This window comes from Streptomyces sp. NBC_01508 (assembly GCF_045040315.1).
Taxonomy (GTDB): Bacteria; Actinomycetota; Actinomycetes; order Streptomycetales; family Streptomycetaceae; genus Streptomyces.
Genome location: NZ_CP109419.1, coordinates 3,593,742 through 3,620,250, shown reverse-complemented (window position 1 = coordinate 3,620,250; position 26,509 = coordinate 3,593,742). Strand labels below are relative to the sequence as shown.

The window sequence follows — 26,509 nt, the reverse complement described above, 5'->3', positions numbered from 1 at the left end:
TATGCCTTCAAATCCCGGAACTTCCGACGTCTGAACCCCCATATTTCTTGATCCGGGCTGCGGGACCAGACAGCCTAACTTCTCACCGGTCGCTCGCGCTTCGCAGGGCCAGGTCCACTCGACAGGCCCGAGAAGCGCGGACAGGCGAAGGTGAGTGCACAAGCAAGGGGGAGCCAATGAACATTCAGCTTCTGGGCTCGATCGAACTGTCCGACCGCAGGCGCGGCATTCCGCTGCCGTCCGCCCGTGCCCGCGGTTTGCTCGCGGCGCTGGCCTGGCAACCGCGCACCGTGGTCACCGACGCGGCACTGATGGAACGCATCTGGGGAAGCGAGCTGCCGGAGAATCCGCAGGACTCGATCTATACGTGCGCGAAGCGGCTGCGACGGGGTTTGGAGGCCACTGGCTTCGCCGACCGGCTGGTGCGGCTCCGTGGCGGCTATCTGCTCGACGTGAGCCCGGCGGAGGTCGACATCCACCGCTTCCGGTCCCAGGTCGCACTGGCCAGGGAAGTCGTGCGCCGTGGCCTTCTGCGTGAGGCGAACGACGCGTTCGAGTCGGCGCTGAGCGGCTGGCCCGGCACGGCGCTGGCCGACATCGAGAGCTCCTGGGCGGTGCGGTGCCGCGAGACGCTGGGCCGGGAGCGGCTGCTGGTCCAACTGGCCGCCGTCGAGGTCAAGGTGAGGCTCGGCAGGCACAGCGAGGTGGTGCCCGAGCTGTCCGAACTGACGGTCGAACATCCCTTGGACGAAGGCGTCGCGGCGCTTTTGATGATCGCGCTGCACCGCTGCGGTCTGCGGGGCGCGGCACTGGCCGTGTACGCCGACGCCCGTCGGCACCTCGTGGGCGAGCTGGGCGTCGAGCCGGGGCACGCGCTGTGGCGGGTGCACCAGGAAATGCTCGGTGAGAGCGGTGCTCCGCACGGGGGAGGGGGAGCGGACGCGGACATTGCCGCGAGCGCCGACGTGCCGGCGACGGCGTCCGCGCGGCTCCGCCTCGCCGGGTGATCTCATTCGGCGCCGGGGGGTCGCGGCAGGTCGAGGAACCCCCGCTGCCGCATTCGTTCGAGCGCCGGGGTGATCTCGGCGACCTCACGGCCCACCCGCCGCGCGAGCGCGTCCGGGGTGAGTGTCCCGTCGCACGCCTCCAGCAGGTCTCGGAGGCCGGGCGGGATGCGCGACGAGCGGACGCGGTCGCCGGATCCGGGCGCCAGTACGTAGTGGATGCGCTTCGCCACCGTGTTGCCGTTGCCGTTGCCGTCGCCGTCGCCGTCGCCCGCCCCGCCTCTGTCGTCGATGCCGATGCCGATGTCGGGAAGTTCACCGGTGTTGAGAACGTGTCGGCGGACGTCGCCGACCACGCAGCTGAAGGCGGCCAGCAGTACGCCGGGACGCAGAGCGGGACCGACCGGCGGCGATGTGCCGGTGGCGGGGGCTCGCGAGTGGGCCGGGCCGGCCGCGACCTCGTAACGGAGGGTCTCGAAGTGGATGAGGTCGCGGAGCGTGACGAGCCGCCGGAGTTGAGCGGCCGCACCGCCCTCGTACCCGATCCCGTACCTGGCCATGTCCCACAGCTTCCGGCCGAGGGCCGCGACGGCCGCCGGTGAGTCCAGCCGTTCGCCCACGGGCGTGTACTCCAGCAGTGGCCGCGCCTGGGGGAGGGTGTCCGCCACCGCGATCGACGCCGGATAGAGGGACCTGATCAGCTCCCGGACCTTGTGGCCGCCCACCCACGCCGTGACCTGGACGCCCTGCGGTCGCAGTGCTGCGAGGGCCTGGGCGTCCTCCTCGCGCAGTCCCCGGCGGGCGGCGAACTCGGCCGTGTTCTCGTGCAGTTCGCGCAGCAGGTCCGGATCGGCCAGGAGTTCCGCGAGCGCTTCCTGGAGCGAGACCGGCGCAGACGTCATCGCGTCGCCTCCGAACCGGCTCCGGAGCCCGGGCCGGCGTGGGTGTGGGTGTGGGCGTGCCGTGCCAGTACCTCCCGCGCCTTCCCGAGGTCAGCCTCGATCTCGTCGAACGCACCGGAGAATCCCGCGTCCCGCTCGATCATCACGGCGGGCGGCGAAGCCACTTGGCCCAGGAGCCGGTCCAGCAGGCCGAACACCTGGTCCCCCACCGGCGCGTCATGACTGTCGAGCAGCATGCCGCCCACATGGGCCGCGTCGCTGTTGCCCGCGAGATGCACCTGGACGACCCGGTCGAGCGGCAGCGAGTCCAGGTGCTCGGCGGCGTCGAAGCCCTGGTTGACCGAGTTGACGACGATGTTGTTCAGATCCAGCAGCAGGCCGCAGTCGCAGTGGTCGAGCACGGCGCGGACCATCTCAGCCTGGGACAGCTCGCCCGGCATCTCGATGTACGTGGCGATGTTCTCCAGCAGGAAGGGACGGCCCACCCGGTCCTGGACCCGCTGGGCGTTCGCGGCGATGGCGCGGGCCTTGGCGGCCGTACGCACGGTGGGGACGAGGTTCCCGAGGTCGATGCCGTTGTCGCGAGTGAAGCAGAGGTGGTCACTGAACCAGGGCGCGTCGACCGCGTCCGCCACCCGCGCCACGGCGTCGACGTACGCCAGGTCGAGTGGCCCGTCGGAGCCCACGGACATCTCCAGGCCGTGCGGGACCAGCACGAAGTGCTCCCGCAGCGCGACCAGTTCGGCGAGCAGGTCGTCCCGGCAGAGGTACCGGTCCGTCACGATCTCCAGCCAGTCGACCGCCTCGCGGTTGACCATGATGGCTTCGTGCAGTTCAACGCGGTGGCCCAGTCCCACTCCGAGCGTGGGCAAGGTCGTCGGCATGGGCTTCGGCGTAGGCATGGCTCTCCTGACTCTCGGTACTTTTCCCGCTCTCGGTGATCCGGCCCCGCTCCATGACGATCACCCGGTCGGTGGGCTCCAGTTGGGGAATCCGGTGCGCGATCATGACCAGCGTCTTGTCGTGGCAGTGCGCGCGGAGCGCGTCGTCCACGGCGCGAGCCGTGTCGGGGTCCAGGGCGCTGGTGGCCTCGTCCACGACGAGCATCCGGCAGGGGGCGAGCAGGGCGCGGGCGATGCCGAGGCGCTGGCGCTCGCCGCCCGAGAGACGGTGGCCGCCACCGCCGACCCGGGTGTCGTAGGTGTCGGGCAGCGAGGCCACCAGTTCGTCCAGGCACACGGCTCCGAGCGCCGCGTCCATGTCGGCGGTCGTCACGTCGTCCCGCGCGAAGGACAGGTTCTCCCGCAGCGTGCCGTCGAAGAGGGTGGTGTGCTGCGGGACGAGAACGACGGACTCCCGGAGCCCGGCCGTGCCTGTGCCCGTTCCGGTGTCGGTACCGGCACCCGTCGTGAGGTCGACCGTGCCGCTGTGAGGGGGCAGCAGCCCCGCTAGCAGCATCGCCAGGGTGCTCTTGCCCGAACCGGTGCGCCCGACAACGACGTTGACCGAGCCGGGGGCCAGATCGAGTGTGACACCGTCCAGTGCGGCACGATCGGCCCCCGCGTACCGCCAGGAGACCTCCCGCAGCCCGACCGCCAACGGCGGGCGCGAGACGCGGTGGGCCGGGGCCGTACCGGCCGTACCGTCCCGCTCCTGGAGCGGCAGATCGAGGAATTCGATGATCCGCTCGAACATCGCGACCGACGCCTGGAGACTCCCGCTCAGGCTCAACAGGCTCTGGATCGGCCCCGCGAGCCGGGTCTGGAGGATGACGAGGACCACGATCGTGCCGATCGACAGATGTGAGAACCAGGTTCCGGCGAGCCAGTACACAGCGGGGGGAACGCACGCGAACGACGCGGCGATGAAGGTGAGGGCGGTGGCCCCCGCCATCCGCTGTTCGTATGTCACGTCCCGGATCTGCTCGGCCTTCTCCACGAACCTGGCCCGCTGCCGGTGCGTACGTCCCAGCGTGCGGCCGAGCACGATCCCGCCGAGGCTCAGATCCTCGGAGACGTAACGCAGCACCGACGTGAGATGGCGCTGCCTGCGGCTGAAGAGGGAACGGCGTTTCTGGGCGTACCGGTTGTTGAGCGAGCTGAGGGCGGCGGCCAGGGCGACCGACACGACCGCGATGGGCCAGCTCAGTATCACCATCACCACCAGGGCCGACGCGAGCGTGGTGAACGAGGCGAGCAGAGACTGGGCCGTGCCGGTCAGGAAGCGGCTGACGCCCTCGATGTCGCTGACGAGCCGCGCCTGGATCCGGGACTCGCCGTGCTCGCTGTAGAAGTCGAGGCTCTGGGCGCGTGCCCGGTCGAACACATCGATACGCAGGCCCGCGGTCACGCGTTGGCCGACCCACTGGGTGAACGCGGTCTCGGCGACGCCGAAGACGCTCGTCAGCACGCCGAGGACCAGCATGGTCGAGCAGAGCAGCGCGAGCGTCCCCGGGTCGCGGTCCGGCAGGGCGTCGTCGATCACCTTGCCGATCAGCAGATGGGTCACGATCCCCAGCACCCCGACCAGCACCACCAGCAGCAGCGAGGCGGCGACCTGCCACCGGTACGGGGTGAAGCGGCCCGCCATGCGCCGTGCGACACGCCAGGTGGTCAACGGGGGCGCGGCGGACGCCTCCTCCGGCTCGCCTCTTCCAGTCAGCACGCCTCTCCCATTGCCACCATGAAGAGATGCCGGTCTGCCGGGGCGGTGTCGCGCAGCGCCCGGGTGACCGGGTTGCTCGCGCCTCCCCAGAGGGAACAGTCGAGGCCGTGGGTGCGGGCCGCCAGCCAGATCGCGTGGCCGAGGGCGCCGGCCCGTACGAGAAGTCCGGCGTACGCCGCGGGGTCGACGTCGCGGGGGGAGCCGCAGATCATCACATGGGCGGGTGCGGGAGTGTAGGCGTCGGCCAACTCCTCGATGAGGAGAGCCGATCGGGGATCACTGGTCGTGAGCGGGGTGAACCCCGAGTCCGGGTTCCAGAGGTGCGGGCCCCGGCTCAGCTCAGCCACCCGGCCCGCCGCCACCACCGTCCGCAGCCCGGCGGCGCCGTGCCGGGGGCGCGGCCACTGCCTGTCCTGCGCGAGGTGGGCACGCGCGAGTACATCGGACAGCGTCCGCGCCGCGACGGCACGTGGGGCGAATTCGCGTACGGACCGGCGCCCGCGCAGTACCTCTTCGAGCGGCTTCAGCCCTTCCGTGTAAGGGAGTTGGGCAGTGGGGGAGCCGTACTGGCCTGCTGGGTCACCGGTGCGGCCCGCCGCCGGGAGCCCGGCACGCCGACGCTCGACAAGATCGATCAGCCGGCGCTCCAGGTCGGCCTCGGCAACGAAAGGCATGGCGGCGATCCCTTCTACGCGTGGTCTTGAGGGCGGTTCCCCAGGGCGGCGACCGCGGTGACGTACTGCTCGCCGGGCATCAGATCGAGAAGGTCGGTGAAGCCGTCCGGCCAGCGGGAGGCGAAGGCCACCGGCACGCCGTGGGCGGTGAGCACGGCGCAGAGCTGTGCGGTGGCGGAGCCCGCGTCCAGGTGGGTGAGGCGGCCGGCGAACGTCTCGTACTTCTGGGCCACCCGGCTGTGCGCGGCCACCATGAACAGCGCCAGCGGGGAGCCGGCGGACAGATCCGTGCCGCGCAGGGCCTGTTGGACGGAGATCGCGTCGGGCCTGACGGCGATCAGCCCGTGCCGGGTGTCGTCGTAGCGGAAAACCGTTCCCGGCAGTCCGGGGAAGCCCGCGTCGGCGACCAGATACAGCTCCACGGAGGCGAGCGAGCCGCCGTTGGGGGCCCAGCGGGTGTGCGGGCGGCCGGTTTCCGGATCCGCGTCGGCGCGGAAGCCGCCGACGCGGGCGAGGACGTCGGCGATCAGCGCCTCGTCGAGAGGCGCGCCGGCCCGTGGCCGCCCGGGGTCGGACCGGGCTGTGGCGCCGTAGGTTCCCGGTGTGGTGAGCGAGGCGGCCGGCAGCGCGCGGCGCGGCCGGGTCATGTAACGGATGTCCGGCCGTTCGCCGGTCAGCGTCGCCCATTCGGTCAGGTCCTGGAGGGTGTCGACCGGTCGTACGGCACGGGGCGGCGGGCGCTCGACGGACCACTCGTACAGTTCGAGCGGCCACGACTCCCCGCCGGGCGTCTCCCAGCCACAGTCGGGACAGCCCGCCTCCGGAGCCACCAGGAAGCGCTCGGACGTCCAGTCGGCCAGGGACACCCTGCGTATGCCGCGTGCCGGGGAGTGCGAACTCGACCCGCTCAACAGGGCCAGCGCCTCGGCACCACCCAGACCGGCGGCCAGATCCGCGGCCACGGCGAGGTCCGCCACCGCCGGTCGGGCGGCCTCCGGCGCGCCCCACCCGATCGCCGCGCGCCCCGCCCGGAAGCAGCTCACGCACGCGGTGTGGCCGGCCAGGAACACCGGACCGACCTCCACGTGCGTCCGGTCCAGGGCGACGCGCAGGACGGGCACGCCGATCGCCGCGCCCCGCTCCGCCCACCGTTCGAGCAGGTCCGGCGGTCCGGTCCCGTCGTCGGTCGGCACCACGAGACGGCACCGGCTCTCCGCGGGAACGGCCGTTGGGTCGGCCGTTGGGTCGGTCATGGGATCGGCCCACTCGCTCAGGAACCGCGCCCCCGCCACACCGCTGACCCGGAGATCGGCCGCGACCGACTCGCCGATCCCCGGAGCCCCCACGACGGCGACCCCGCCGACGGCGAGCGCGTCCAGGTACCCGCCGACGCCGCTGTACCGCTCGGTTGGGTCCAGTGTGCGCGACAGGTAGTCGCGTACATGTGCGGGAGCCGTTCCGTACCGCGGAGGCGTGGCGTCCTCCAGCAGCCGCCGGTCCGCCAACATGCCCAGTATCTGGCGGAGTTGGGTGACGCCGAGGCCCGAATCGCGGCACAGGCCGAGGAGGGAGCGCCGACCGTCCAGCAGCGGTAGCAGACCGGGGAGCACCGTCCGGGCCGCCTTCCCACGGAAGACGTGGCGGCGCTCGCCGCCCTGGACGATGAGCCGTCCGTCGTCGGCGGTGAGCGCCAGACCGCGGCGCAGCCGTGGTTTCTCAGACACGAGTGGACTCCAAGTCCCGTACGCCGAGCAGGGATGCCAACCGGTCGCGCGGTGGCGGCGGCGCTCCGCACCGGTGGCAGCCGTGCCGGGAGACGACGGGATGACGGGAGAGAGCCAGGTTCCGCTTATCGACCCCGGTCACCCGGCCGACGTGCCCCGCCGGCCGGGACACGATGCCGTGCGCGATCGCCGCGGTGATCCTGACATGGCTGGGGAGATGACCCGAGGGGCCGAACTCCGGGTCCTTGTCGTACGCGTCGTACACGGCGCGGGTGTCCTCACGGTGTGTGTCGTGCTGGACACGTCTGTCGCTGTAGCAGCGGAAGCACGGTCCCGCGCCGGGAGCGACATAGGGGCCGATCAGCAGAGCGGGATGTTCGTCCGAGACCAGCAGCCAGGGAACGCCCGCCGCGTGGGCGAGCCCGTCGACGCGCTCGCAGAACGCGGGCGCGGGCCGCCACAGGGCCACGACGAGACAACTCGTACGGGAACGCGCACCGGCCCCGAAGACCTCGTCCACGTCGCTCGGCGCCACGGTGCGGGCCGCCCCCGGGAAGCGGGCGGCGAGCAGGTCCACCAGGTGGGTGCCGAAGTCACCGAAGCCCAACAGCGCCGTGGTGGGCGCCGAATCCGCACTCATCGTTGTCTTCCTCTCCGTTCCTTGACCGGCCGTACGGCCCGCGAGCCCCGGCACGCTGTCTGCCGAGTGAGCGCTCGGCAGACAGCGTCAACGCATTTCGGGGGGACTTCGCCGGACCTACTGCGTGGCCCCGGCACCGCCGACGCGGCAGCCGGAGGCCGATCCCGCGCAGGAGGGGCCGTTGGGACGCATCAGGCCGGACTCCTCGTAGTCCTCCGCTTCCAGTTCCAGTTCCAGCTCATCGGCCATGAGGTTTTCTCCTCTTCGTCGTACGGATCGGACAGGCCCACTCTGTTCCGTCCACCGGTCCGGCACCGGTCTGCGGCCGGTCGTCCGCCGGTCACCGGGAGACCGGTGCGGGACCGCTGCCGGACCGCTGCCGGACCGGCGGACGTCGCATGCTGATGCGGCCCCGCGGCCATGTACGCGGGTGGTCACGTACGCGAGGAGACACGCATGCCCGAGGCCGCAGAGCCGCCACCTCCGCCACCGCCGCCGTTCTCCCCACCCCCGCCGGACCTCCGGGCTCTCGACCCGCTGGTGTCGCCCTACGGCGTCGTGTCCGGCGTGAGTGACCCGCGGCGCTCGTCCCTGCTGGGACGCTCCTACCGGTCCACGGCCCACGTCGGAGACCCCGCCGGGTCGCGGGGGAAGGGCTCCGACCGGCAGGTGGTGGCCGGGGGCCGCGCGCTCGACTCCACCGGCCTGGCGCGGTTCGTCGCCCTCGCCGAAGCCGCCGAACGCTACGCGGGCTGTGACGTCCTCGGCGAGGAGCACTTCTGGGCCACTGCCCGTGACCTGGCCGGTGACCGCGTGACGGGTGACTGCCTGGAGTTCGAACGCTTCCCCACATGCTCGGCGGCGGAGTACGCCCATCCGTCCCGCCGGATCGTCCCGTTCGACCCCGACGCCCCGATCCGGTGGACGCGCGGGACGGACCTGATCACGCGCCGGCCGGTCTGGGTGCCGGCCGTGATGGCGTGTTACGGAATCACGGACCAGACCCCCGAGGAGCTGTTCAACTACCCGATTTCCACCGGCTACGCGGTCCATACCGACCCCGTCGAGGCGGTGGTGCGCGGTATCGCCGAGGTGGTGGAGCGGGACATCGTCGCGGTCCTCTGGCTCCAGCGACTGCCGCTGCCGTCACTCCCGCCCGCGACGCTCGGCGACGAGGTGTTCCGGCTGGTCGCGAACCTGGAACGGCGTTTCGTACGGCCGTACTTCTTCGACGCCACCACCGATTTGGGCGTGCCCACGGTGTACTGCGTCCTGGTCGCCGAGCACGACCGGCTGGCCCGTACCACCGTGGCGGCGGGCACCGGCCGGGGCCTCGCCGAGGCGGCGCTGAAGTCCGCGCACGAGGCCGTCGCGATCATCGAGTCCCTGCACGAGGGCGGCGACCACCCCGCGCCGGAGGAGCCGGCGGACCTGCGCGCCCTGACGGACGCCGCCCGCTACATGGCGCGGCCCGACAGGGCCGAGGCGTTCTCGTTCCTCCTCGACGACGCCGACGAACGTGTCGCGACGGGGCCGGGAGCCGAACTGCCCGCCGACCCGGTGGCGGCCCTGGACCTCCTTACCACCCGGCTCGCCGACGCGGGCGCCAGGCCGGTCGTCATGGACCGGACGACGCGAGAACTGGCGGACTGCGGGTTCACGGCCGTCAGCGTCGTCATCCCCGACCTCCAGCCGATGAGCGTCGACCCACTGATTCAGTTCAGGGGCCACCGGCGCCTGTACGAGTCCCCGGCGAGGATGGGGTACGGGGTCCGCACGGAGGCCGAACTCAACCCATGGCCGCAGCCGTTCGCGTGAGCACGACCCCCGCTCCCCGCTTCCCGCTTCCCGCGCTACCGCAGCCGTGCCGTCAGGCTGGCCCCGTGTGCCTGGTGGGTGTTCACGTCGATACGGGTGCCGCCGAGCACCCTGCGGACCCGGACCCCGTCGTCGGACGACACCGCGCGCAGCCAACGCCCGCGCACGGTGACCGAGACCGAGTCCCGCTCCGTCGTCGGGTCGGACACCGCGACCGAGAGCGTGCCGTCGCGTGACGTCCGCAGGATCACGGACGCGGCGCCGTCGATCGACAGGCGGTCGGCGCGGTGCGTGCCGGGCGTGAACGTGTTGGCGGCGAGGAGGGACAAGTCGCGGTGTGCGACGGCCTGTACGCGGGTGGTGTTGGCGACGACCGACAGCGGTCCACGCCCCCGGCCGCGCCGCCCGTGCCCCGCGCCGTACGCCTTCAACTGCCCTTCCGTGGCGTTCGGTACGAGCGCGTGCGCCATCGACAGCCGCCGCGCGCCCGCCGGCTGGCCGACCGAGAGTGAGAACACCCGCTTGGTGACCGGGGTGTCGGGGTTGGCCGTGCGCACGAGGCGGCGGCTCCTGGTGACGGTGTCGAGCGCGGCTGTCGGAAGGCCGCCCCTGTCCCCGCCCCCGTTCCCGCCCCCGTTCCCGCCCCTGTCCCCGTCCCCGTCCCCGTCCCCGTCCAGGAAGACGTACCCGACGGAGACGCCCTGCCCCGCGTCCGCGTACCGCAGCCAGGCCACCGGGCCCGGAGCCGTACCACCGCCCGACCACGACGCGCCGTCGCGGAGCCGCCCCGTCACCGTGACGGCGTCCGACGCGGCGGCGATCCTGCTGTCGAGCGTGGTGGTCACGGCGCGTCCCGCCGCGTCACCGACCCCGGCCGCCAGGACGACGATCTCGTCGTCGAGCATGAACCACGACTTGGTGGCGGTGGCGTTGCGGTACGCGACGAAGTCGTCCGGCAGCTCGCCCGCCCGCTTCGCGGCGTACGCGACGTCGTCGCCCAGCACGAGGGCGACCGCGCCGTACGCGCCGAGGCGGGCGCCCCCGGAGAGGGTGTTGGTGCCGCGCGGGAAGTAGACGTACGTGTTCTGCGACTCGGACGACGGGGTGAAGCCGCGCTCCGGGTTGTCGTACCACGCGGTGCCGTACAGCTCGGGGACCGTCCGCCGGGTCTCCTCGGGCGCGGTGACGCCCGCCAGCCGGTACGGCGACACGGTCGTGTAGTAGTCGATGCCGAAGGCCTGGGTCTGGTCCTGGCCCGCGAGGTACAGGTAGTGCGCGCCGTCGCCCTGGAACCAGGGCATCAGGTTCTCGCCGCTCATGTACTCGTACTTGCTGATCCGGTCGGAGCTGCGCGCCAGCGCGAACGCGTAACCGGGGCGCCGGTGCACGGTCTTGTCCATCGCGTTGAACGCGGTGTGGCTCTCGGCGTCCCCGAGGTCGCGGGCCGGCACGGACGTGTCGGCGAGGATGTCGGCGTAGCGGGCGACGCTGACCGGTGAGACGAAGACGGCCGGGTCGAGCGCGGCCTTCGACGTCTGCCGGACGAATTTCACGTACCCCTGGAGCGCGGTGGCGTCGGCGCCGGTGGTGTACCCCGAGAGATCGACCACGGCCTCCACGACGACGGCGACGTCCGTGTAGCCGGTCGCCGTCCGCGACACTCCGCGGCCCTTGACGACCTCCATCATCCAGCCCTCGAAGATGAGCGGGGCGAAGCCGTCGGCCACCCAGCCCTGTACGACGGCCACCAGGTCGCCGGTGCCGGTGCCGGTGGCAGTGGCAGTGGCACCGGCAGTGTCGAGGTAATCGGTGTCTTGGAGGATCTTGACGGTCTGCACGGCGCGGGTGAGCAGCACCTTGCCGTACGAGCCGGTGTAGGCGACCGAGTCGTGCTGGATGAAGGAGCCGTCGGCGTAGAAGCCGTCGGTGACGCCGTGCCGCGGGTGGTACGGATCGACCGTCGCGTACACCGTCAGCTGGTCGGCGACCGCCTTGACGACGCGTGCGTCGTCGCCGGTGACGGCGCCCTGGAGGATCCGGTTGGTGGTGATGTCGGCGAGGTTGGCGCCGGTGTGGAAGCGCGAGTCGAGGTCGACGTCGCCGTCCTTGCCGTTGCGCAGGTACGCGTCCATCGAGGCGAGGTAGGTGGCCGTCAGGTCCGGCTTGTAAGCGGCGAGTTCGTCCTTCAGCAGGACGAGAGTCTTGCTCACGCTCGCGGAGATGCCGATCTCCCAGTGGAACCAGTTGCCGTAGTAGCCCTTCGACTGGTCGCCGTAGTACGTGTCGTGGAGCAGTGCCAGGCCGTCGATGACGCGGCGCTGGACGCTCGTGTTCTCCCGGAGGTCCGAGGCGGCGGGGCCGGGGGTACGGGTGGCGAGGGCGATCTCGTACAGGTACTGGTACGAGGTGTTGAGGTTCGCGTCGCTCGTGCCGAGGGCGACGCCCTTGAACAGCTCCCCGGCCCCGGCGCCGTCCAGGGCGGCGAGGCGGGTGCGCGCCGTCGAGGTGAGGGCGGCGAGCTTGGCGGCGACCTCGGGGCGGGCGTTGGACTCGGCGGTGCCGGCGAAGATCGCGACGGTGTTGGCGAGGAGCGCGGCGTGGTTGGCGCCCGCGGTCGTCGTGGCGCTCGCCGTCGTCGTGGCGGTCCCGGTCGTCGTGGCGGTCGGCCGCGCGGCGGCCTGGGCGCGCAGTGGCGCGGCCACGGCCAGCAGGGCGGACGCGGGCAATATCGTCAGAAGGGTGCGGCGCGAGAGCTGCAAGGGAGTGCTCCAAACTCGGCCAGAAAGCGCTTGCTGCATCCAAACAACCGGGGTTGCGCCTGTCAATGAATCGGCGCCGCCGCCCGTTGTCCCAGCGGCGCCCCTTTGCCGCCCCCCCCGCTATACACGGCGTGTATACGTCGTGTGTAGAGTGGTCGCCATGTCAATCGGACACACCCTCCTCGGGCTCCTCGAATCCGGCCCCCAGCACGGCTACAACCTGAAGCGCGCCTTCGACGACTCCTTCGGCCACGATCGCCCCCTGCACTACGGGCAGGTCTACTCGACCATGTCCCGGCTGCTGAAGAACGGGCTGGTCGAGGTCGACGGCATGGAGGCCGGCGGGGGACCCGAGCGGAAGCGGTACGCGATCACCGAAGCCGGCATCACCGATGTCGAGCGCTGGCTCGCGCAGCCGGAGAAGCCCGAGCCGTACCTCCAGTCGACCCTCTACACGAAGGTCGTCATCGCGCTGCTCACCGGCCGCAGCGCCGCCGACCTGCTTGACACACAGCGGGCCGAGCATCTGCGGCTGATGCGCGCCCTGACCGAGCGCAAGCGGCACGGCGACCTCTCCGACCAGCTCATCTGCGACCACGCGCTGTTCCACCTGGAGGCGGATCTGCGCTGGCTCGAACTGACCGGCGCCCGCCTCGACAAGCTCGCCGCGGAGGTACGCCGATGAGCCCCGCGCCCAAGCCCAAGCCCACGCCCAAGCCCGAGCCCGCAACCCCGTCGTCGTCCGGGTCCCGCGCCTCGACCACCCCCGCCGCCCCCGAAGGCTCGCTGCTCACCGCGTACGACCTGCGCAAGACGTACGGCACCACCCCCGCCCTCGACGGTGCCTCGTTCTCGATCCACGCCGGCGAGGTCGTCGCCGTCATGGGGCCTTCGGGATCCGGCAAGTCGACGCTGCTGCACTGCCTCGCCGGCATCGTGCCCACCGACTCCGGGACCATCACCTACCAGGGCCGTGATCTCACCGGCCTGTCCGACAGCGCGCGCAGCACCCTGCGCCGTACGGACTTCGGCTTCGTCTTCCAGTTCGGCCAACTCGTACCCGAGCTGACCTGCCTGGAGAACGTGGCGCTGCCGCTGCGCCTGAGCGGCACCCGCCGCAAGGAGGCCGAGCGGATCGCGCTGGAGTGGATGGAGCGCCTGGAGGTCGCCGACGTACGGGCCCAGCGCCCCGGTGCGGTCTCCGGCGGTCAGGGGCAGCGCATCGCCGTCGCCCGTTCGCTGGTCACCTCGCCCCGCGTGCTGTTCGCCGACGAGCCGACCGGGGCGCTCGACTCGCTCAACGGCGAGCGCGTGATGGAGCTGCTGACGACCGCGGCCCGGTCGGCGGGTACGGCCGTCGTCCTGGTCACGCACGAGGTGCGGGTCGCCGCGTACTCCGACCGCGAGGTCGTCGTACGGGACGGGAAGACGCGCGACATGGACCACTACCTCGGTGGCGGCCAGGGCGGGGGCCAGGGCGGCGACGTGGGGTGTGCCGCATGACGCTCCTCGACCGGGAGGCGCCACCCCTCTCCCCGCCGCCACCGCGCCCGGCCGCCGCCGCGCCCACCGGCGTCCGCGCCTGGGCGCGGGACCTCGCGCTCGGCATGCGCTTCGCCGTGTCCGGCGGGCGGGAGAGCTGGGCGCGTACGGCCCTGACCGCCGTCGGGGTCGGCCTCGGCGTCGCGCTGCTCTTCGCCGCCGCCGCCGTGCCGCAGCTCCTCGACACCCGTGAGAGCCGGTCGCAGGCGCGCGACACCACGAACGCGAGCTCGCAGAAGCCCGGCAAGGGCATCACGGACACCACCTTCCTCTGGGTCGAGGCGAGCACCGAGTACCGCGGCGACCCCGTGACCGGGCGGCTGCTGCGCCCGGAGGGGGCGAACGCGCCGGCGCCGCCGGGGGTCGCGAAGATCCCCGGCCCCGGCGAGATGGTCGTCTCACCCGCGCTGCGCGAACTGCTCGCGTCGTCCGAAGGCGCGCTGCTGGCGCAGCGCCTGGACGACCGGATCGTCGGCACGGTCGGGGACGCCGGTCTGGTCGACCCCGGCGAACTGCGCTTCTACGCGGGCAGTGCGATGCTGACCGTCGAGGGCGTCGGCGTCCGGTCGTCCGGCTACGGCGTCGAGGAGTCCGCCGCGCCGTTCGATCCGATACTCATGGTGCTGGTCATCCTGCTGTGTGTCGTGCTGCTGGTGCCGGTGGCCGTCTTCATCGCCACCGCCGTCCGCTTCGGCGGCGACCGCAGGGACCGCAGACTGGCGGCGCTGCGGCTGGTGGGGGCCGATGCCAGGACGGTGCGGCGGATCGCGGCGGGAGAGACCCTGTTCGGTGCGGTGGCCGGGCTGGCGGTCGGGGCCGTACTCTTCCTGATCCTGCGTCAGGTGGTGGGCCACGTAAGGCTCTGGGGGTACAGCGCCTTCCCGGCCGACGTGACCCCGGCGCCCCCGCTGGCCCTGTTCATCGTTCTCGCCGTGCCGGTCGCCGCCGTCCTGGTCACCCAGGCCGCGCTGAGTTCGGTCGCCATCGAACCCCTCGGGGTCGTACGGAATACCGGCCTGCGCGAACGCCGGCTGTGGTGGCGGCTGTTGCTGCCCGTCATCGGCGTCGCGGTCCTCGCGTCGACCGGGAGCGTGGACGCGATGACGCAGACGGTCGGGCCGGTTCCCATCGTGGTGGGCGCCAGTTGTGTGCTGATCGGGCTCGCCGGGCTGCTGCCCTGGGTGCTCGAAGCGGTCGTCGGGCGGCTGCGCGGCGGTCCGGTGTCCTGGCAACTGGCCATCCGCAGGCTCCAGTTGAGCAGCGGTACGGCGGCGCGGGCGGTGAGCGGTATCACCGTCGCGGTGGCGGGTGCCATCGCCCTGCAGATGATGTTCGGCGTGATGCAGAAGGACTTCCTGCAGATCACCGGGCAGGACACCGAGCGGGCCGACTTCTACGTCACGAGCGAGTACGGCGACTCCGCGCTCGCGGAACGGATGGTCCAGGAGTTCCGCGAGACCAAGGGCGTCAGCGAGGTCATCGGCACCGTCGAGACCTATGTGGCCGGCACCGGCGCCCCCAGCAAGCACGGCTGGCAGCCGATTACGACCCTGACCGTGGGGAGCTGCGCCATGCTGAAGGAGATCGCCCGGCTGCCCTCCTGCCGGGACGGCGACGCCTTCGTGTCGCACATCGGCGGCGGATCGGCCGGAGCCAAGGAACAGAACGGCCGCACGGACGAGGCCGCCGTCCCCGGTGAGCGGATCGACCTGACCGGCGGCGACGGGGCACGCACGGGCAAGCCCGCGCTGTGGACACTGCCCAGGTCGGCCCGCACGGTCGTGGCCTTCCCCGACCCGATGGGCGACGTGCACGACGGCATCCTCGTCACACCGGGCGCCCTCGGCTCCCGCGACCTGCCGTCGACCACGACCAAGGCGTCCATCAAGGTCGACCCGAAGGTGCCGGACGCGGCCGAGTACGTACGCGGAACGGCGGCGGACATCGACCCGACGCTGCGGATCAACGCGCTGAAGAACCTGGAGCGCGACAAGCACTACACAAGCGTCCAGTCCGGGCTGCTCGTGGGCGGCACCCTCACGATGATGCTGATCGCGGCGAGCCTGCTGGTCTCCCAGTACGAGCAACTGCGCGAACGCAAGCGGCTGTTGTCGGTCCTGGTGGCCTTCGGCACGCGGCGCGGGACGCTGGCCTGGTCGGTGCTGTGGCAGACGGCAGTGCCGGTGGTGCTGGGCACGGCCCTCGCGGTCGCCGGCGGCCTGGTGCTGGGGAACTTCATGCTGGGCATCATCGGGAAGTCGATCGGTGACTGGTGGGTCTTCGTCCCGTACGCGGCGGTCGGCGCCGCGGTGATCATGCTGGTGACGGTGGCGAGCCTGCCGCCGCTGTGGCGGATGATGCGGCCGGAGGGGCTGCGTACGGAGTAGGCGGAGCAGGTGGAGCAGGGGGTTCCGGTGGCGGGGGCCGGGCGGCGCGCCCGGCCCCCGCGCGTGGCTACCCGCGGCTGAGCAGTTCGCGGCCGAGGGCGTCGGCCCACCACCGCTCGACCCGCTCGGGCGGCCAGCCGCGTTCCTCGGTGAGCGTGGTGTACACGTCGATGTTGCACATCGCCGCGTACACGTCGACGGCCGACGCCACGTCAAGACCCTGCCGCAGCACACCACCGGCCCTGTCGGCCCTGTCGGCCCTGTCAGACCCGTCCGACCCGTCCGACCCGTCCGGCCAGGACGAGAACACCTGGGTCCGGGTCTCGTCGGCCTGACGCCGCCCCTCGCGGTAGCCGGCCGCCAGGGCGGGCTCGGTGCGGCCCGCCTCCCGCAGGAGCAGAATCACGTCACCGGCGCGCTCGAACAGCCGGCGGTCGTAGGCCGCCATGGCGGCGAGCTGCCGCCGGGGACCGTCCGACGCCGGACCGGCTGCCGTGCCCTGCGCCGCGTCCTCCAGTTCGGCCAGCATCCGTGGCACGTCGGCCGCCAGGTCCGCCGCGTCGGCCAGGGCTCGTACGAGGCCCACCTTGTCCCCGTACGCCCCGTAGACCGTCGGCACGGACACGCCCGCCTCGCGCGCCACGTCGCGCACCGTCGTCTCCGCCCAGCCCCGCGAGACGAACAACTCCCGCGCGGCGCGGGCGATCTCGGCCCGGGTCTCCCGCGCCTGCGCCGCGCGGCGCAGCGAGTCGTAACGGCGCCGTCCTGTCTCTGCGTTCATCGATTGCCCTTTGACTTTCTGCTCTCTATATTCAATATATGACTCACCAAGTGAAAACCGGGATGCCCACCCCGGCCTTCTCGCGGATCTGCGGCTTCGCCGGTGTCGGCTTCGCCCTCCTGATCGTCCTCGGCAACGTGGTCATGGTGCCCGCCGGTCTGCCCGTGACCGGTACGGAGACGGACGAGGTGATCACGTTCTTCGGTGGGAGCACGGGCGCCGACGCCGTCGCGCTCGCGTCCGTGCTCACCCCCCTGACCTGGATCCTGGCCACGCTCTTCGGCGCTGGCGCGGTGGCCGTGCTGTGGCCGTCCGAGCGCGAGCGCGGTGAGGCCTGGTCCCTCGCCGGTCTCGCCGGTCTGGTCCTGCAGAACGGCGCCTTCGCCGCCGTCATCGCGCTCCGTCTCGCCCTCGCCTCGACGGCCGGTCGCGACGACGGCGCGACCGCGGGCCTCTGGGCGCTGCACGACGCGCTGTTCACACTCAACGGCACCTTCCTGGCGCTCGCCCTCCTCGGTCTGACCCTCGCCGGCCTGCGCTCCGGCCTCGTCCGCCGGTGGCACGGCGGGCTCGGGCTGCTCTCCGCCGCCCTGCTGTTCACCTCGGCCACCCTCACCCCCCTGGTCACCGACCACGCCGGCCCGCTCGGTCTCCTCGGCCTCACGGGCTGGCTGCTGTGGGTCGTCTGGCTCGTCGTCTACGGGATCAGCCTGGCACGTAATCCACTCGCGGCCCGGACGCCCGGTCCGGCAGGCTTCCGCAATGGAGACTCATATCTGGCCCCTGTACGGACTGCGGATCACCACCCCGCGCCTTGATCTGCGGCTCCCGGATCTGGACCGGCTGTCCGAACTGTCGGCGCTCGCCGCCGCCGGGGTGCACGACGAGGACTGGATGCCGTTCTCCGCGGCGTGGACGGACGCGAGCCCCGAAGACCGGGGGCGGGGGACCTTCCAGCACCTGCTCGGTACCGTGGCGGGCTGGACGACCCGGAACTGGTCGCTGAGCCTGGCCGTCAGCTGCGAAGGGCTGGTGGTCGGGCGCCAGGATCTGGGCGCGACGGACTTCGCGGTGACCGGCGAGGCGCAGACCGGTTCGTGGCTGGGCCGGGCGCACCAGGGGCGCGGCATCGGTACGGAGATGCGGGCGGCGGCGCTGCACCTGGCGTTCGAGGGGCTGGGGGCGCGGTATCTGACGTCGTCGGCGATGACCGACAACGCGCCGTCGCTGCGCGTCTCGGAGAAGCTCGGCTACCGCCCGGACGGGCTGGCGGTGGTGTCGGTACGGGGGACGGCCCGCACCCAGCGGCGGCTGCGCCTGGACCGTGCCGGGTGGGAGGCGCACCGTACCGTCCCCGTCGAACTGCACGGCCTGGAACCGTCGTTGGCGCTCTTCGGGGTGTAGTGGCCAGCCGGTGCGCGACGCGGGTGTGGCCGGGGGCGGCGCGCGCCCCCGGCCATGTGTCCCGTCTTCGCGGGCGTCAGCCGGCCGTCAGCCGGCCGTCGGCAGGCCCGCCCGGATCTCGCGGGCCGCCGCGACCAGGTTCTCCAGCGACGTACGGACCTCCGGCCAGCCGCGCGTCTTGAGGCCGCAGTCCGGGTTCACCCACAGCCGTTCGGCCGGAATCGCCTCAAGTCCCTTGAGCAGCAGCGCCGTTGCCTCGGCCGTGCTGGGGACGCGCGGCGAGTGGATGTCGTACACGCCGGGTCCCGCCTCGCGCGGGTAGCCGTGCGCGGCGAGTTCGCCCGCGACCTGCATGTGGGAGCGGGCCGCCTCCAGGCTGATCACGTCCGCGTCGAGATCGTCGATGGCCTGGACGATGTCGCCGAACTCCGCGTAGCACATGTGCGTATGGATCTGGGTCTCCGGCCGGACACCCCCGGTGGTGAGCCGGAAGGACTCGGTCGCCCACGCCAGATACGCGGCCCGTCCGTCCGCGCGCAGCGGCAGCGTCTCGCGCAGCGCGGGTTCGTCGACCTGGATCACCGAAGTGCCCGCCTCCTCAAGGTCGTTCACCTCGTCGCGGAGGGCGAGCGCGACCTGCCGCGCGGTGTCACCGAGCGGCTGGTCGTCCCGGACGAAGGACCAGGCGAGCATCGTGACCGGTCCCGTCAGCATGCCCTTCACCGGGCGGTCGGTGAGCGACTGCGCGTACGACGTCCAGCGCACCGTCATCGGCTCCGGGCGCGAGATGTCCCCGGCGAGGACCGGCGGGCGTACGTAGCGGGTGCCGTACGACTGCACCCAGCCGTGCCGCGTGGCGACGTACCCGGTCAACTGCTCGGCGAAGTACTGCACCATGTCGTTGCGTTCGGGCTCGCCGTGCACCAGGACGTCCAGCCCCGCCTTCTCCTGAAAGGCGAGGACGTCGCGGATCTCGGCCTCGATCCGCTCCTCGTACGCCGCCGTCCCGATCCGGCCGGCCCGCAGATCGGCCCGCGCGGTACGCAGTTCGGCGGTCTGCGGGAAGGAGCCGATCGTGGTCGTCGGCAGCGGCGGCAGACCGAGGTGCGCCCGCTGGGCGGCGGTCCGTACCTCGTACGGCTGCGAACGGCGGGCGTCCGCGTCGGTGACGGCCGCGGCGCGGGCGCGCACGGCCGGGTCGCGGGTGAGCGCCGAGCCCGCGCGGGAGGCGAGCGCGGCGCGGTTGGCGGCGAGTTCGGCCGTGATGGCGCCCGTTCCCTCGGTCAGGGCGCGGGCCAGCGTGGCGACCTCGGCGCTCTTCTGGCGGGCGAACGCCAGCCAGCGGGCGATCTCCGGGTCGATGTCGCGCTCGGCGGTCGCGTCGAGCGGGACGTGCAGCAGGGAGCAGGACGGCGCGACGTCGACGCGGTCGGCGAGGCCGAGGAGCGTGCCGAGGGTGGCGAGGGACTTCTCGAAGTCGTTGATCCAGACGTTGCGTCCGTCGACCACGCCCGCGACCAGCCGCTTGCCGGGCAGCCCGCCCACGGCCGCGAGAGCGGCCAGATTGGCGGCGGCGGCCGATCCGGTGAAGTCGAGCGCGAGCCCTTCGACGGGGGCCTTGGCGAGCACGGGCAGCGCGTCGCCGAGCCGGTCGAAGTAGGAGGCGACGAGCAGTTTCGGCCGGTCGGTCAGGCCGCCCAGGTCGCGGTAGGCGCGGGAAGCGGCGTTCAGCTCGGCCGGGGTGCGGTCCTGCACCAGCGCGGGCTCGTCCAGCTGCACCCAGTCGGCGCCGGCCGCGCGCAGGTCGGCCAGGATCTCCGCGTACACGGGAAGGAGCCGGTCGAGCAGCGTCAGCGGCTCGAAGCCGGCGGCCACGCCGGGGGCGGGCTTGGCCAGCAGCAGATACGTGACGGGGCCGAGGAGCACGGGCCGGGCGGTGAGGCCGAGCGCGAGGGCCTGCGTCAGCTCGGCGACCTGCTTGGCCGAGTCGGCGGAGAAGACGGTGCCGGGGCCGACCTCGGGGACCAGGTAGTGGTAGTTGGTGTCGAACCACTTGGTCATCTCCAGGGGTGCCACGTCCCGGGTGCCGCGCGCCATCGCGAAATAGCCGTCCAGCGCGCGGTCCTGCGCGGTGGCCCGGGCGGTGTCCCGCGAATCCCGCGAATCCCGCGAATCCCGCGAATCGTGCGGCGCGTCGTCGCCGACCGCCGCGCGGTGCCGCTCCGGGATCGCGCCGACCATCACGCTGGTGTCCAGGACCTGGTCGTAGTACGAGAAGTCACCGGTCGGAACCTCGTGGACACCGTCGGCGACGAGCTGCTCCCAGTTGGCGCGGCGCAGCCGCGAGGCCACGTCCCGCAGGGCATCGGCGCCGACCGCGCCCTTCCAGTAGCCCTCGACGGCCTTCTTCAGTTCGCGGTTCGCGCCCTGGCGGGGGTAGCCGTACACGGTGGCGCGCGCTGCCGCGGCTGCGGACTTGTCTGTCACGGAACTCTCCTTCGCGAGTTGTCCTCCTGCGATCCCGGTGACGGATCGCGGACACGAAGGGGTACGGAACCGGACGGGCCGCCCGTACGTACGCGTACGTACGCCTGCCCGCCGATAGGTACGCCGACCCGCCCACGAGGTCACCGGAATCCCCGTACGCGATCGGTCGCGTACGCACAGCGGGCAGGTCTTCGGACTCGTGGGCACGCCGGTCGGGTGCGGACACCCGGCGGACACCTACTGACCGTCGCTTCCCAGGCCCGGCACGGGCCCAGTGCTGATGACGGCGGTCGTTCCCACTCACCGCTGCGGGGCAGTCCCGGATTCTCACCAGGTTCCCTCTTGCGACGTTCCCGCCCGTCGGACGGGAACGAACCAGCTGCACCGACCAGCCTAACCCGTGCCCATCAGCTCCCTCGAAGGCTCACCAGATATTCATGAACGGCGTAATCCCCCTGCTTCCGGGGCGAGTTCACGCAACGCGCGGAAGCGCGGTACCTCCTTGACACACATAATTGGTCTAAGCCACCATCCGATTGGCCTGTACCAAGTTCAAGGGCGGTTCGCTGAGCCGGCCGAGCGATGCGCCTTCGGAGGACCCGCATGGAGCCAAGCACCCGGCCGAACAGCCAGCCGAACAACCAGCCGAGCAGTGAGCCGCGCGCCACGCCGAGTACTGCGTCCAGCACCCGGCGGAGCGCCACGTCGAGCGGCCGTCGCGACCGGCTGACGCGACTCGCGGAGTCCACGCTCCAGCCCGGATTCGTCGGCACGACCCTGCCCGACTGGGTCCGCCGCGGGATCGCCGGCGGCCTCACCTCCGTCGTCCTGTTCGGCCGGAACATCGTCGACCCCGAACAGGTCGCGCGCCTCACCGCCGAACTACGCGCGGAGAACCGCGACCTCATCATCGCCATCGACGAAGAGGCCGGCGACGTCACCCGGCTCGAAGCCTGGACCGGCGCCTCCCGGCCGGGCAACCTCGCACTCGGCGCCGTGGACGACGTGGAGCTGACCGAGTCCGTCGCCCGCGACATCGGCCGCGAACTCCACGCCGCCGGCGTCTCCCTCGACTACGCGCCCAGCGCCGACGTCAACTCCAACCCCTTCAACCCGGTCATCGGCGCCCGCTCCTTCGGCGCCGGCACGGACGTCGTCTGCCGGCACACCGCCGCCTGGATCCGCGGACTCCAGTCGGCCGGCGTCGCCGCCTGCGCCAAGCACTTCCCCGGCCACGGGGACACCTCGGTCGACTCCCACCACGGCCTGCCACAGGTCTCGGCGAGCGCCGAGGAGATCGCCGCCACCGCGCTGCCGCCGTTCCTCGCCGCGATGGAGGCGGGCGTACGCGTGGTGATGACCGGGCACCTGCTCGCGCCCGCGTACGACACCGAACTGCCGGCCACCATGAGCCCCCGCATCCTCGTGGACCTGCTCCGCGGCGAGCTGGGCTTCGACGGCCTGGTGGTGACGGACGGCATCGAGATGAGCGCGGTCACCGCCCGCTACGGCATCGACGGGGCCACCGTACGGGCCGTCAAGGGCGGGGCCGACGCGGTGTGCGTCGGTGGCGAGAACGCCGGCGAGGCCACCTTCGACCAGCTCGCCAACGCCCTCGTCCAGGCCGTGGTCGACGGCACGCTGCCCGAGGCGCGGATCAGTGAAGCGGCGGCGCGCGTCGCCGAGTTCGCCGCCTGGTCGGGCAGCCGTACGCGCGCCGTGGCCACCGACGCCGCCGCGTCCGACATCGGCCTCGTCGCCGCCCGGCGCGCACTGCGCGTGCGGACCGAGGGCGACCGGGGCTCGGTGCTCCCGCTCGTCGGCGCTCCCCATGTGGTGGAGCTGGCCCCGACGATGAATCTGGCGATCGACGGACAGACCCCGTGGGGCGTGGCGGCCCCGCTGAGCGATCTGCTGCCCGGCACCACATCCGTACGGCTGACGGAGACCGACCTGAGGGAGTCCGGCGACCTGCTGGACCGCAAGGGGCTCGACCCGGCGGCCGAGCGTTCGCTGGTCGTCGTGGTGCGGGACGCGGCGCGGCACGGCTGGATGTCGGCGGCGATGGAGCGGCTGCTGGGGAGCAGGCCCGACGCGGTGGTCGTGGAGATGGGCGTACCGAACGGCGCGGCGCCCGGCGCCGTCCACCTGATCACGCACGGCGCGACCCGTGTCTCGGGGATGGCGGCGGCGGAGTTCCTGGCGGGGCGCCGCTGACCTCGGCGGGGAGGGCGGGCGTTGGAGACCCGGGGTCCCCAACGCCCTTGCTCCGGTGGTTACCCGGCCGCGTCCGGTACGACGTTGTCGTACGGCTGCGTGATCACTTCGAGGTAGTGACCCGCCGGGTCGATGAAGTACACACCCCGGCCGCCGTAGTGGTGGTTGATCTCGCCGGGGTGCTTCCGCTGCGGATCGGCGTAGAACGCGACTTCGGCGTCCTTGATCCGCCCGAGGATTCCGTCGAAATCCTCCTCGGGCACGAGGAACGCGTAATGCTGCGGGGCGATGGATTCCTCGGGGACGGTCGCGAAGTCCAGAGTGACGCCGTTTCCGGTGTCGACCGGGATGAAGGGGCCGGATTCGGTGCCGGTCTCCAGATCCAGGATGTGCGCCAGGAATTCGGCGGAAGCCCGGTTGTCACGGGCGTGAACGATCGTGTGATTCAACTCTACGGACACAGTGGAATGCCTCCAGAGGCATCTCACGGGAACCTCCACGCCTCACCCAGCCGGTGACCGACGCGCGATGCCCACCGGGGATCGTAATGCTCGGACAACGCTGATCCAACTCGTGGGCCGCCCTGTTCGGTTGACCTCCGGGCCTGGCTCTGTCGACCAGCGGTGACGTCACTCGTCGATTTGGTCAAGATCATGCGTGTTTGGGTAGTTCCAGTGTCCACTCTCGTTGTTCGGCGGTGTCCGGGACGGCGAGGCCCCGGGCTTGTTCGAGCCGGCTCCACGCTGTTTCGGGATCGACGCCGTTGAGGATGAGGAGTGCGGCGGCGAGGAGGGACGCCCGCCCTATGCCGAAGCGGCAGTGGGTGACGATGTGTGCGCCCTCGCGCAGCCGTTCGGCGAGATTGCGAAGTGTGGGCAGAACCGTGGGGAGATCGGGGACGGTGCGGTCGGGTATGGGGATCGCGACGAATTGCAGCCCTGCGGCCGCGGCTTCTTGATCTTCCGTCTCAAGCCCGAGTTCGTCGAGTTCGAGCCGAGTGAGCGCGCATACCAGGATGTCAACACCAGCGGTGCTCAGCGCGTTCATTTCGTCCGCGAGCCAGTCCATGCCCCGGGGCTTGGCCATGGTGCTCAGTTGTCCGGGACCGGGGAGGTCGACTGTGAACAGGGATGGTCGCATGTCAGCAGCACTTTCGATCGGTGGTGTCGGTGGGTGACCGGATGGTTGGTGGCAGGGGACGACCGGGTTCGGCGCGTAGTTCACGCGGAGTTCACGCGGAGTCGGACCGTCGGGAGTGGCGACGTCGGCGAGACGCTCAAGCAGGGTGTCCAGGGCGCTCCGGCCGTCATCGACGGCGGCGCGTTCCTCATCGGTGAGCGGAATGCTCACGAGCATGCGCACGGGAACGACTGCCCGTGCTCCCGCTCCCGCAAAGCGCTCCGTCGAAGACTGACAAAGAGCGCCTGATCCTGGTGACCCCCGAGCTGGCCGACGTCCCGAGTCGCATCGTCATGTGGGTCCGCGCCAGCAACGGCATCGTCGCATCGGTTGCCGCCTATGCCCCCCACGAACGCATCTGTAACCCGCCGATGCCGCTGCTGTTCCAGCATCGCATCGGCATCGAAAACCGGGCGATGCACCCGACCTGCCTCCGAAAGCACCTCGGTCAAGCCCTGGCCAGCGCAGGTCTGACCGACGCGAGCGGCAAGCCGCTGACCATGCAGCCGCACGACTTCCGAAGAATCTTCAGCACGGACGCAGCCATGAACGGAATGTTGCCGCACATCGCGCAGCTCGTCGCCGGCCATCGCGTGATCGACACGACCATGGGCTACCTCGCGGTCTACCCCCGTGAAGTCATCGAAGCGCACCGGGCCTTCACCGCCCGCCGCCGGCCCACCCGGCCCGGCGAGGAATACCGCACGCCCACCGACGAGGAATGGGACTCCTGCCTCGGCCACTTCGAGAAGCGCAAACTCTCCATCGGCACTTGCGGCCGGGCCTTGTCCATTTCTCGCATTCATGAGCACGCCTGTTTGAGATGCACCATGCTCCGGCCCGACCCCGCCGAGCGTCCCCGGCTCGTCGAGATCCGCTACAACCTAATCGACCGCATCGCCGAGGCTGAAGACGGATACGCTTCGGCGACTGGGTAGATCGGTAGCGCAAATTTCGGGGTGCCATGAGTCGGCCGCTGCTGTTCCTCGACATCGACGGACCCCTGAATCCCTATGCGGCAAAGCCTGAGAAGCGCCCCGAGGGCTACATCACCCTCCGTGTCCCGCAGGAGAGCGGGGCAGCTGGGGAGCCTGGGAGACCGCGGACCCACAGGAGGTCACTCCGAGTATGGCTCAATCCCGATCACGGGCGAGTTCTGCTGGCTCTCGGCTATGAGATCTGCTGGGCCACAACCTGGATGGGTGACGCGAACAAGTGGATCGGACCTGTGCTCGGTCTGCCTGAACTGCCGTTCGTCGACTTCGGTCACGCCCTGCTCAACGAGCGCCCTGATGGCGTTCATTGGAAGTCTGAGCCACTGGTGGAGTACGCAAACGGCCGACCGTTCGCCTGGGTGGACGACGAACAGAGCGACGCGGATCATGCGCACATGGTTGCCAACCACCGCGCACCCGCCTTGCTCCACCACGTCAATCCGCGGATCGGTCTGCTGAACGCCGACTTCGCTACCCTCGCGGCCTTCGCAACGTCCATCGACACACCGACCGGCACTCCCTGAGTGGCAAGCAACCATGCCTAGTTCAGAGAACCCGAGACCTTGATCACTTGGGCCGCCATCACCCTTATGACCCGACGGCTCACCCGCCGGGCAGCACGGCGAACCGCACATCCAGAGATGTGGATGAAGTGGCTACCGTTCAGATTGAGATAGGTGCGGGCGGGCAGGTCGCCCAGTCACGAGGGCACTTCCGTGAACTCGCTGTCGTCCAGGTGAAGCCCGGTGAGGGCGGTGAGTTGCTTCAAGGACGCCGGCAGGTCAGTCAGCCGGTTACCACGGAGCACCAGGCTTTTGAGTGCGGTGAGATTTCCCAGCGAGGCGGGCAACTCGGTCAGCTGATTACCACTGAGGTCGAGTTTCGTGAGTGCCGTGAGTGCCGTGAGCTCGCTCAGCGACGAAGGTATGACGTTCAGGTCGAGGAAGCCGAGGTCCAATGATGCGACGCCGCCGAGAAGCGCCTCGCTGATACGTTCCTCGGCCTCCTCCAGCGCATCCATCTCTGCCATCTCTGCCATTTCCTCCAGCCCATCCTCGAGCAGTTCGTCATACTCGGACATAGCGATCCTCAGGAAGCAGCCCTCGGGAAAGTGAAGATCCGATTCTGTCACGAGGCGGCACCCTTGCACTGGGCTCACCTGCGTGGGGCGTTGGTCTGGCTTCACAGCCTCTGCCCCACCACGTGATCACGACCGAGGGCAGGTCATGGTCCCGGAGCAGGTAACACCTCGGCACGGCATGGTCGGGCTGTTACCTACTGAGTTCCGGTTTCCAGCGCGAGCCCGCGTGGCGGGCGAGGGCGTCGACGAGT

At 71.2% G+C, this 26,509-nt stretch carries 23 protein-coding genes and 1 riboswitch; of the genes, 10 read left to right on the top strand and 13 right to left on the bottom strand.

Annotated features, from left to right (window positions below):
- Window positions 1-176 precede the first annotated feature (176 nt).
- Window positions 177-1,007, top strand: coding sequence for a BTAD domain-containing putative transcriptional regulator (locus OG700_RS16575; protein ID WP_405614243.1), 831 nt, complete (start codon window positions 177-179; stop codon window positions 1,005-1,007).
- Between the two features lie 2 nt (window positions 1,008-1,009).
- Here the strand turns inward: OG700_RS16575 and OG700_RS16570 are convergent, their stop codons facing one another.
- From OG700_RS16570 to OG700_RS16540, 7 genes are all read right to left on the bottom strand, one after another.
- A complete protein-coding gene (locus tag OG700_RS16570; protein WP_405614241.1) occupies window positions 1,010-1,906 on the bottom strand; it encodes a hypothetical protein in 897 nt (298 codons plus the stop codon).
- Entirely contained in the window at window positions 1,903-2,790 is an 888-nt protein-coding gene (locus OG700_RS16565; protein ID WP_405614239.1) for a DUF692 family multinuclear iron-containing protein, read from the bottom strand. The genes OG700_RS16570 and OG700_RS16565 overlap by 4 nt, the downstream gene beginning before the upstream one ends.
- Window positions 2,741-4,570, bottom strand: coding sequence for an ABC transporter ATP-binding protein (locus OG700_RS16560; protein WP_405614236.1), 1,830 nt, complete (start codon window positions 4,568-4,570; stop codon window positions 2,741-2,743). The genes OG700_RS16565 and OG700_RS16560 overlap by 50 nt, the downstream gene beginning before the upstream one ends.
- A complete protein-coding gene (locus OG700_RS16555; protein ID WP_405614234.1) occupies window positions 4,564-5,244 on the bottom strand; it encodes a nitroreductase family protein in 681 nt (226 codons plus the stop codon). Before OG700_RS16555 ends, OG700_RS16560 begins: the two co-directional genes overlap by 7 nt.
- Before the next feature lie 14 nt (window positions 5,245-5,258).
- Window positions 5,259-6,968, bottom strand: coding sequence for a hypothetical protein (locus OG700_RS16550; RefSeq protein WP_405614232.1), 1,710 nt, complete (start codon window positions 6,966-6,968; stop codon window positions 5,259-5,261).
- Window positions 6,961-7,608: a TOMM precursor leader peptide-binding protein gene (locus OG700_RS16545; protein ID WP_405614230.1), complete on the bottom strand. Its 648-nt coding sequence runs from the start codon at window positions 7,606-7,608 to the stop codon at window positions 6,961-6,963. The genes OG700_RS16550 and OG700_RS16545 overlap by 8 nt, the downstream gene beginning before the upstream one ends.
- A gap of 117 nt (window positions 7,609-7,725) precedes the next feature.
- A complete protein-coding gene (locus OG700_RS16540) occupies window positions 7,726-7,857 on the bottom strand; it encodes a hypothetical protein (protein ID WP_405614228.1) in 132 nt (43 codons plus the stop codon).
- A gap of 207 nt (window positions 7,858-8,064) precedes the next feature.
- On the opposite strand from OG700_RS16540, the gene OG700_RS16535 reads away from it, so the two are divergent.
- Window positions 8,065-9,426 carry a YcaO-like family protein gene (locus OG700_RS16535; protein WP_405614226.1) on the top strand — a complete coding sequence of 454 codons (1,362 nt, stop codon included), beginning with the start codon at window positions 8,065-8,067 and terminating at the stop codon, window positions 9,424-9,426.
- A gap of 35 nt (window positions 9,427-9,461) precedes the next feature.
- On the opposite strand, the gene OG700_RS16530 is transcribed toward OG700_RS16535, so the two are convergent.
- Window positions 9,462-12,185, bottom strand: coding sequence for a polysaccharide lyase family 8 super-sandwich domain-containing protein (locus OG700_RS16530; RefSeq protein ID WP_405614224.1), 2,724 nt, complete (start codon window positions 12,183-12,185; stop codon window positions 9,462-9,464).
- 160 nt (window positions 12,186-12,345) lie between these two features.
- Between OG700_RS16530 and OG700_RS16525 the strand changes: the two genes are divergently transcribed.
- The 3 genes from OG700_RS16525 to OG700_RS16515 are packed head-to-tail and all read left to right on the top strand — an operon-like array spanning window position 12,346 to window position 16,114.
- The gene (locus OG700_RS16525; protein ID WP_405614222.1) at window positions 12,346-12,870 is read left to right on the top strand and encodes a PadR family transcriptional regulator; all 525 of its coding nucleotides are present in this window, start codon (window positions 12,346-12,348) and stop codon (window positions 12,868-12,870) included.
- Window positions 12,867-13,688: an ABC transporter ATP-binding protein gene (locus OG700_RS16520; protein ID WP_405614220.1), complete on the top strand. Its 822-nt coding sequence runs from the start codon at window positions 12,867-12,869 to the stop codon at window positions 13,686-13,688. Before OG700_RS16525 ends, OG700_RS16520 begins: the two co-directional genes overlap by 4 nt.
- Window positions 13,685-16,114: an FtsX-like permease family protein gene (locus tag OG700_RS16515; RefSeq protein WP_405614218.1), complete on the top strand. Its 2,430-nt coding sequence runs from the start codon at window positions 13,685-13,687 to the stop codon at window positions 16,112-16,114. Before OG700_RS16520 ends, OG700_RS16515 begins: the two co-directional genes overlap by 4 nt.
- 67 nt (window positions 16,115-16,181) lie before the next feature.
- On the opposite strand, the gene OG700_RS16510 is transcribed toward OG700_RS16515, so the two are convergent.
- The gene (locus tag OG700_RS16510) at window positions 16,182-16,895 is read right to left on the bottom strand and encodes a TetR/AcrR family transcriptional regulator (RefSeq protein ID WP_405614216.1); all 714 of its coding nucleotides are present in this window, start codon (window positions 16,893-16,895) and stop codon (window positions 16,182-16,184) included.
- A 38-nt stretch (window positions 16,896-16,933) separates the two neighbouring features.
- Between OG700_RS16510 and OG700_RS16505 the strand changes: the two genes are divergently transcribed.
- Window positions 16,934-17,713, top strand: a complete 780-nt coding sequence (locus OG700_RS16505; RefSeq protein WP_405614214.1) for a DUF4386 family protein — start codon at window positions 16,934-16,936, stop codon at window positions 17,711-17,713.
- A complete protein-coding gene (locus OG700_RS16500) occupies window positions 17,658-18,299 on the top strand; it encodes a GNAT family N-acetyltransferase (protein WP_405614212.1) in 642 nt (213 codons plus the stop codon). The genes OG700_RS16505 and OG700_RS16500 overlap by 56 nt, the downstream gene beginning before the upstream one ends.
- An 87-nt stretch (window positions 18,300-18,386) precedes the next feature.
- Here OG700_RS16500 and metE read toward each other — a convergent pair whose 3' ends face one another.
- Complete coding sequence (metE, locus tag OG700_RS16495; RefSeq protein WP_405614210.1) at window positions 18,387-20,786, bottom strand: 5-methyltetrahydropteroyltriglutamate--homocysteine S-methyltransferase; 2,400 nt, start codon at window positions 20,784-20,786, stop codon at window positions 18,387-18,389.
- A gap of 164 nt (window positions 20,787-20,950) precedes the next feature.
- A riboswitch (cobalamin riboswitch) is annotated at window positions 20,951-21,181 on the bottom strand.
- A gap of 208 nt (window positions 21,182-21,389) precedes the next feature.
- On the opposite strand from metE, the gene OG700_RS16490 reads away from it, so the two are divergent.
- Window positions 21,390-23,003 (top strand): glycoside hydrolase family 3 protein, encoded by a 1,614-nt coding sequence (locus tag OG700_RS16490; protein ID WP_405614208.1) that lies wholly within the window; start codon window positions 21,390-21,392, stop codon window positions 23,001-23,003.
- A 59-nt stretch (window positions 23,004-23,062) separates the two neighbouring features.
- Here the strand turns inward: OG700_RS16490 and OG700_RS16485 are convergent, their stop codons facing one another.
- A complete protein-coding gene (locus tag OG700_RS16485) occupies window positions 23,063-23,464 on the bottom strand; it encodes a VOC family protein (RefSeq protein ID WP_405614206.1) in 402 nt (133 codons plus the stop codon).
- Window positions 23,465-23,654: 190 nt separating this feature from the next.
- Window positions 23,655-24,143: a tyrosine protein phosphatase gene (locus OG700_RS16480; protein ID WP_405614204.1), complete on the bottom strand. Its 489-nt coding sequence runs from the start codon at window positions 24,141-24,143 to the stop codon at window positions 23,655-23,657.
- Window positions 24,144-24,436: 293 nt separating this feature from the next.
- Between OG700_RS16480 and OG700_RS16475 the strand changes: the two genes are divergently transcribed.
- Both OG700_RS16475 and OG700_RS16470 read left to right on the top strand, forming a co-directional pair.
- The gene (locus OG700_RS16475; protein ID WP_405614202.1) at window positions 24,437-25,120 is read left to right on the top strand and encodes a hypothetical protein; all 684 of its coding nucleotides are present in this window, start codon (window positions 24,437-24,439) and stop codon (window positions 25,118-25,120) included.
- A gap of 26 nt (window positions 25,121-25,146) precedes the next feature.
- Window positions 25,147-25,701, top strand: coding sequence for a hypothetical protein (locus tag OG700_RS16470; RefSeq protein WP_405614200.1), 555 nt, complete (start codon window positions 25,147-25,149; stop codon window positions 25,699-25,701).
- Window positions 25,702-25,877: 176 nt separating this feature from the next.
- Here OG700_RS16470 and OG700_RS16465 read toward each other — a convergent pair whose 3' ends face one another.
- Window positions 25,878-26,258, bottom strand: coding sequence for a leucine-rich repeat domain-containing protein (locus tag OG700_RS16465; protein WP_405614198.1), 381 nt, complete (start codon window positions 26,256-26,258; stop codon window positions 25,878-25,880).
- Window positions 26,259-26,509: the final 251 nt, after the last annotated feature.

Excerpts from the sequence above, each read along its gene's own strand:
- OG700_RS16525 (WP_405614222.1), top strand. The coding sequence starts at position 12,346 with ATGTCAATCGGACACACCCTCCTCGGGCTCCTCGAATCCGGCCCCCAG.
- OG700_RS16480 (WP_405614204.1), bottom strand. The coding sequence starts at position 24,143 with ATGCGACCATCCCTGTTCACAGTCGACCTCCCCGGTCCCGGACAACTG.
- OG700_RS16465 (WP_405614198.1), bottom strand. The coding sequence starts at position 26,258 with ATGTCCGAGTATGACGAACTGCTCGAGGATGGGCTGGAGGAAATGGCA.
- OG700_RS16505 (WP_405614214.1), top strand. The coding sequence starts at position 16,934 with ATGACTCACCAAGTGAAAACCGGGATGCCCACCCCGGCCTTCTCGCGG.
- OG700_RS16500 (WP_405614212.1), top strand. The coding sequence starts at position 17,658 with ATGGAGACTCATATCTGGCCCCTGTACGGACTGCGGATCACCACCCCG.
- OG700_RS16565 (WP_405614239.1), bottom strand. The coding sequence starts at position 2,790 with ATGCCGACGACCTTGCCCACGCTCGGAGTGGGACTGGGCCACCGCGTT.
- OG700_RS16570 (WP_405614241.1), bottom strand. The coding sequence starts at position 1,906 with ATGACGTCTGCGCCGGTCTCGCTCCAGGAAGCGCTCGCGGAACTCCTG.
- OG700_RS16575 (WP_405614243.1), top strand. The coding sequence starts at position 177 with ATGAACATTCAGCTTCTGGGCTCGATCGAACTGTCCGACCGCAGGCGC.
- OG700_RS16490 (WP_405614208.1), top strand. The coding sequence starts at position 21,390 with ATGGAGCCAAGCACCCGGCCGAACAGCCAGCCGAACAACCAGCCGAGC.
- OG700_RS16540 (WP_405614228.1), bottom strand. The coding sequence starts at position 7,857 with ATGGCCGATGAGCTGGAACTGGAACTGGAAGCGGAGGACTACGAGGAG.
- OG700_RS16555 (WP_405614234.1), bottom strand. The coding sequence starts at position 5,244 with ATGCCTTTCGTTGCCGAGGCCGACCTGGAGCGCCGGCTGATCGATCTT.
- OG700_RS16470 (WP_405614200.1), top strand. The coding sequence starts at position 25,147 with ATGAGTCGGCCGCTGCTGTTCCTCGACATCGACGGACCCCTGAATCCC.
- OG700_RS16535 (WP_405614226.1), top strand. The coding sequence starts at position 8,065 with ATGCCCGAGGCCGCAGAGCCGCCACCTCCGCCACCGCCGCCGTTCTCC.
- OG700_RS16510 (WP_405614216.1), bottom strand. The coding sequence starts at position 16,895 with ATGAACGCAGAGACAGGACGGCGCCGTTACGACTCGCTGCGCCGCGCG.
- OG700_RS16515 (WP_405614218.1), top strand. The coding sequence starts at position 13,685 with ATGACGCTCCTCGACCGGGAGGCGCCACCCCTCTCCCCGCCGCCACCG.
- OG700_RS16520 (WP_405614220.1), top strand. The coding sequence starts at position 12,867 with ATGAGCCCCGCGCCCAAGCCCAAGCCCACGCCCAAGCCCGAGCCCGCA.
- OG700_RS16545 (WP_405614230.1), bottom strand. The coding sequence starts at position 7,608 with ATGAGTGCGGATTCGGCGCCCACCACGGCGCTGTTGGGCTTCGGTGAC.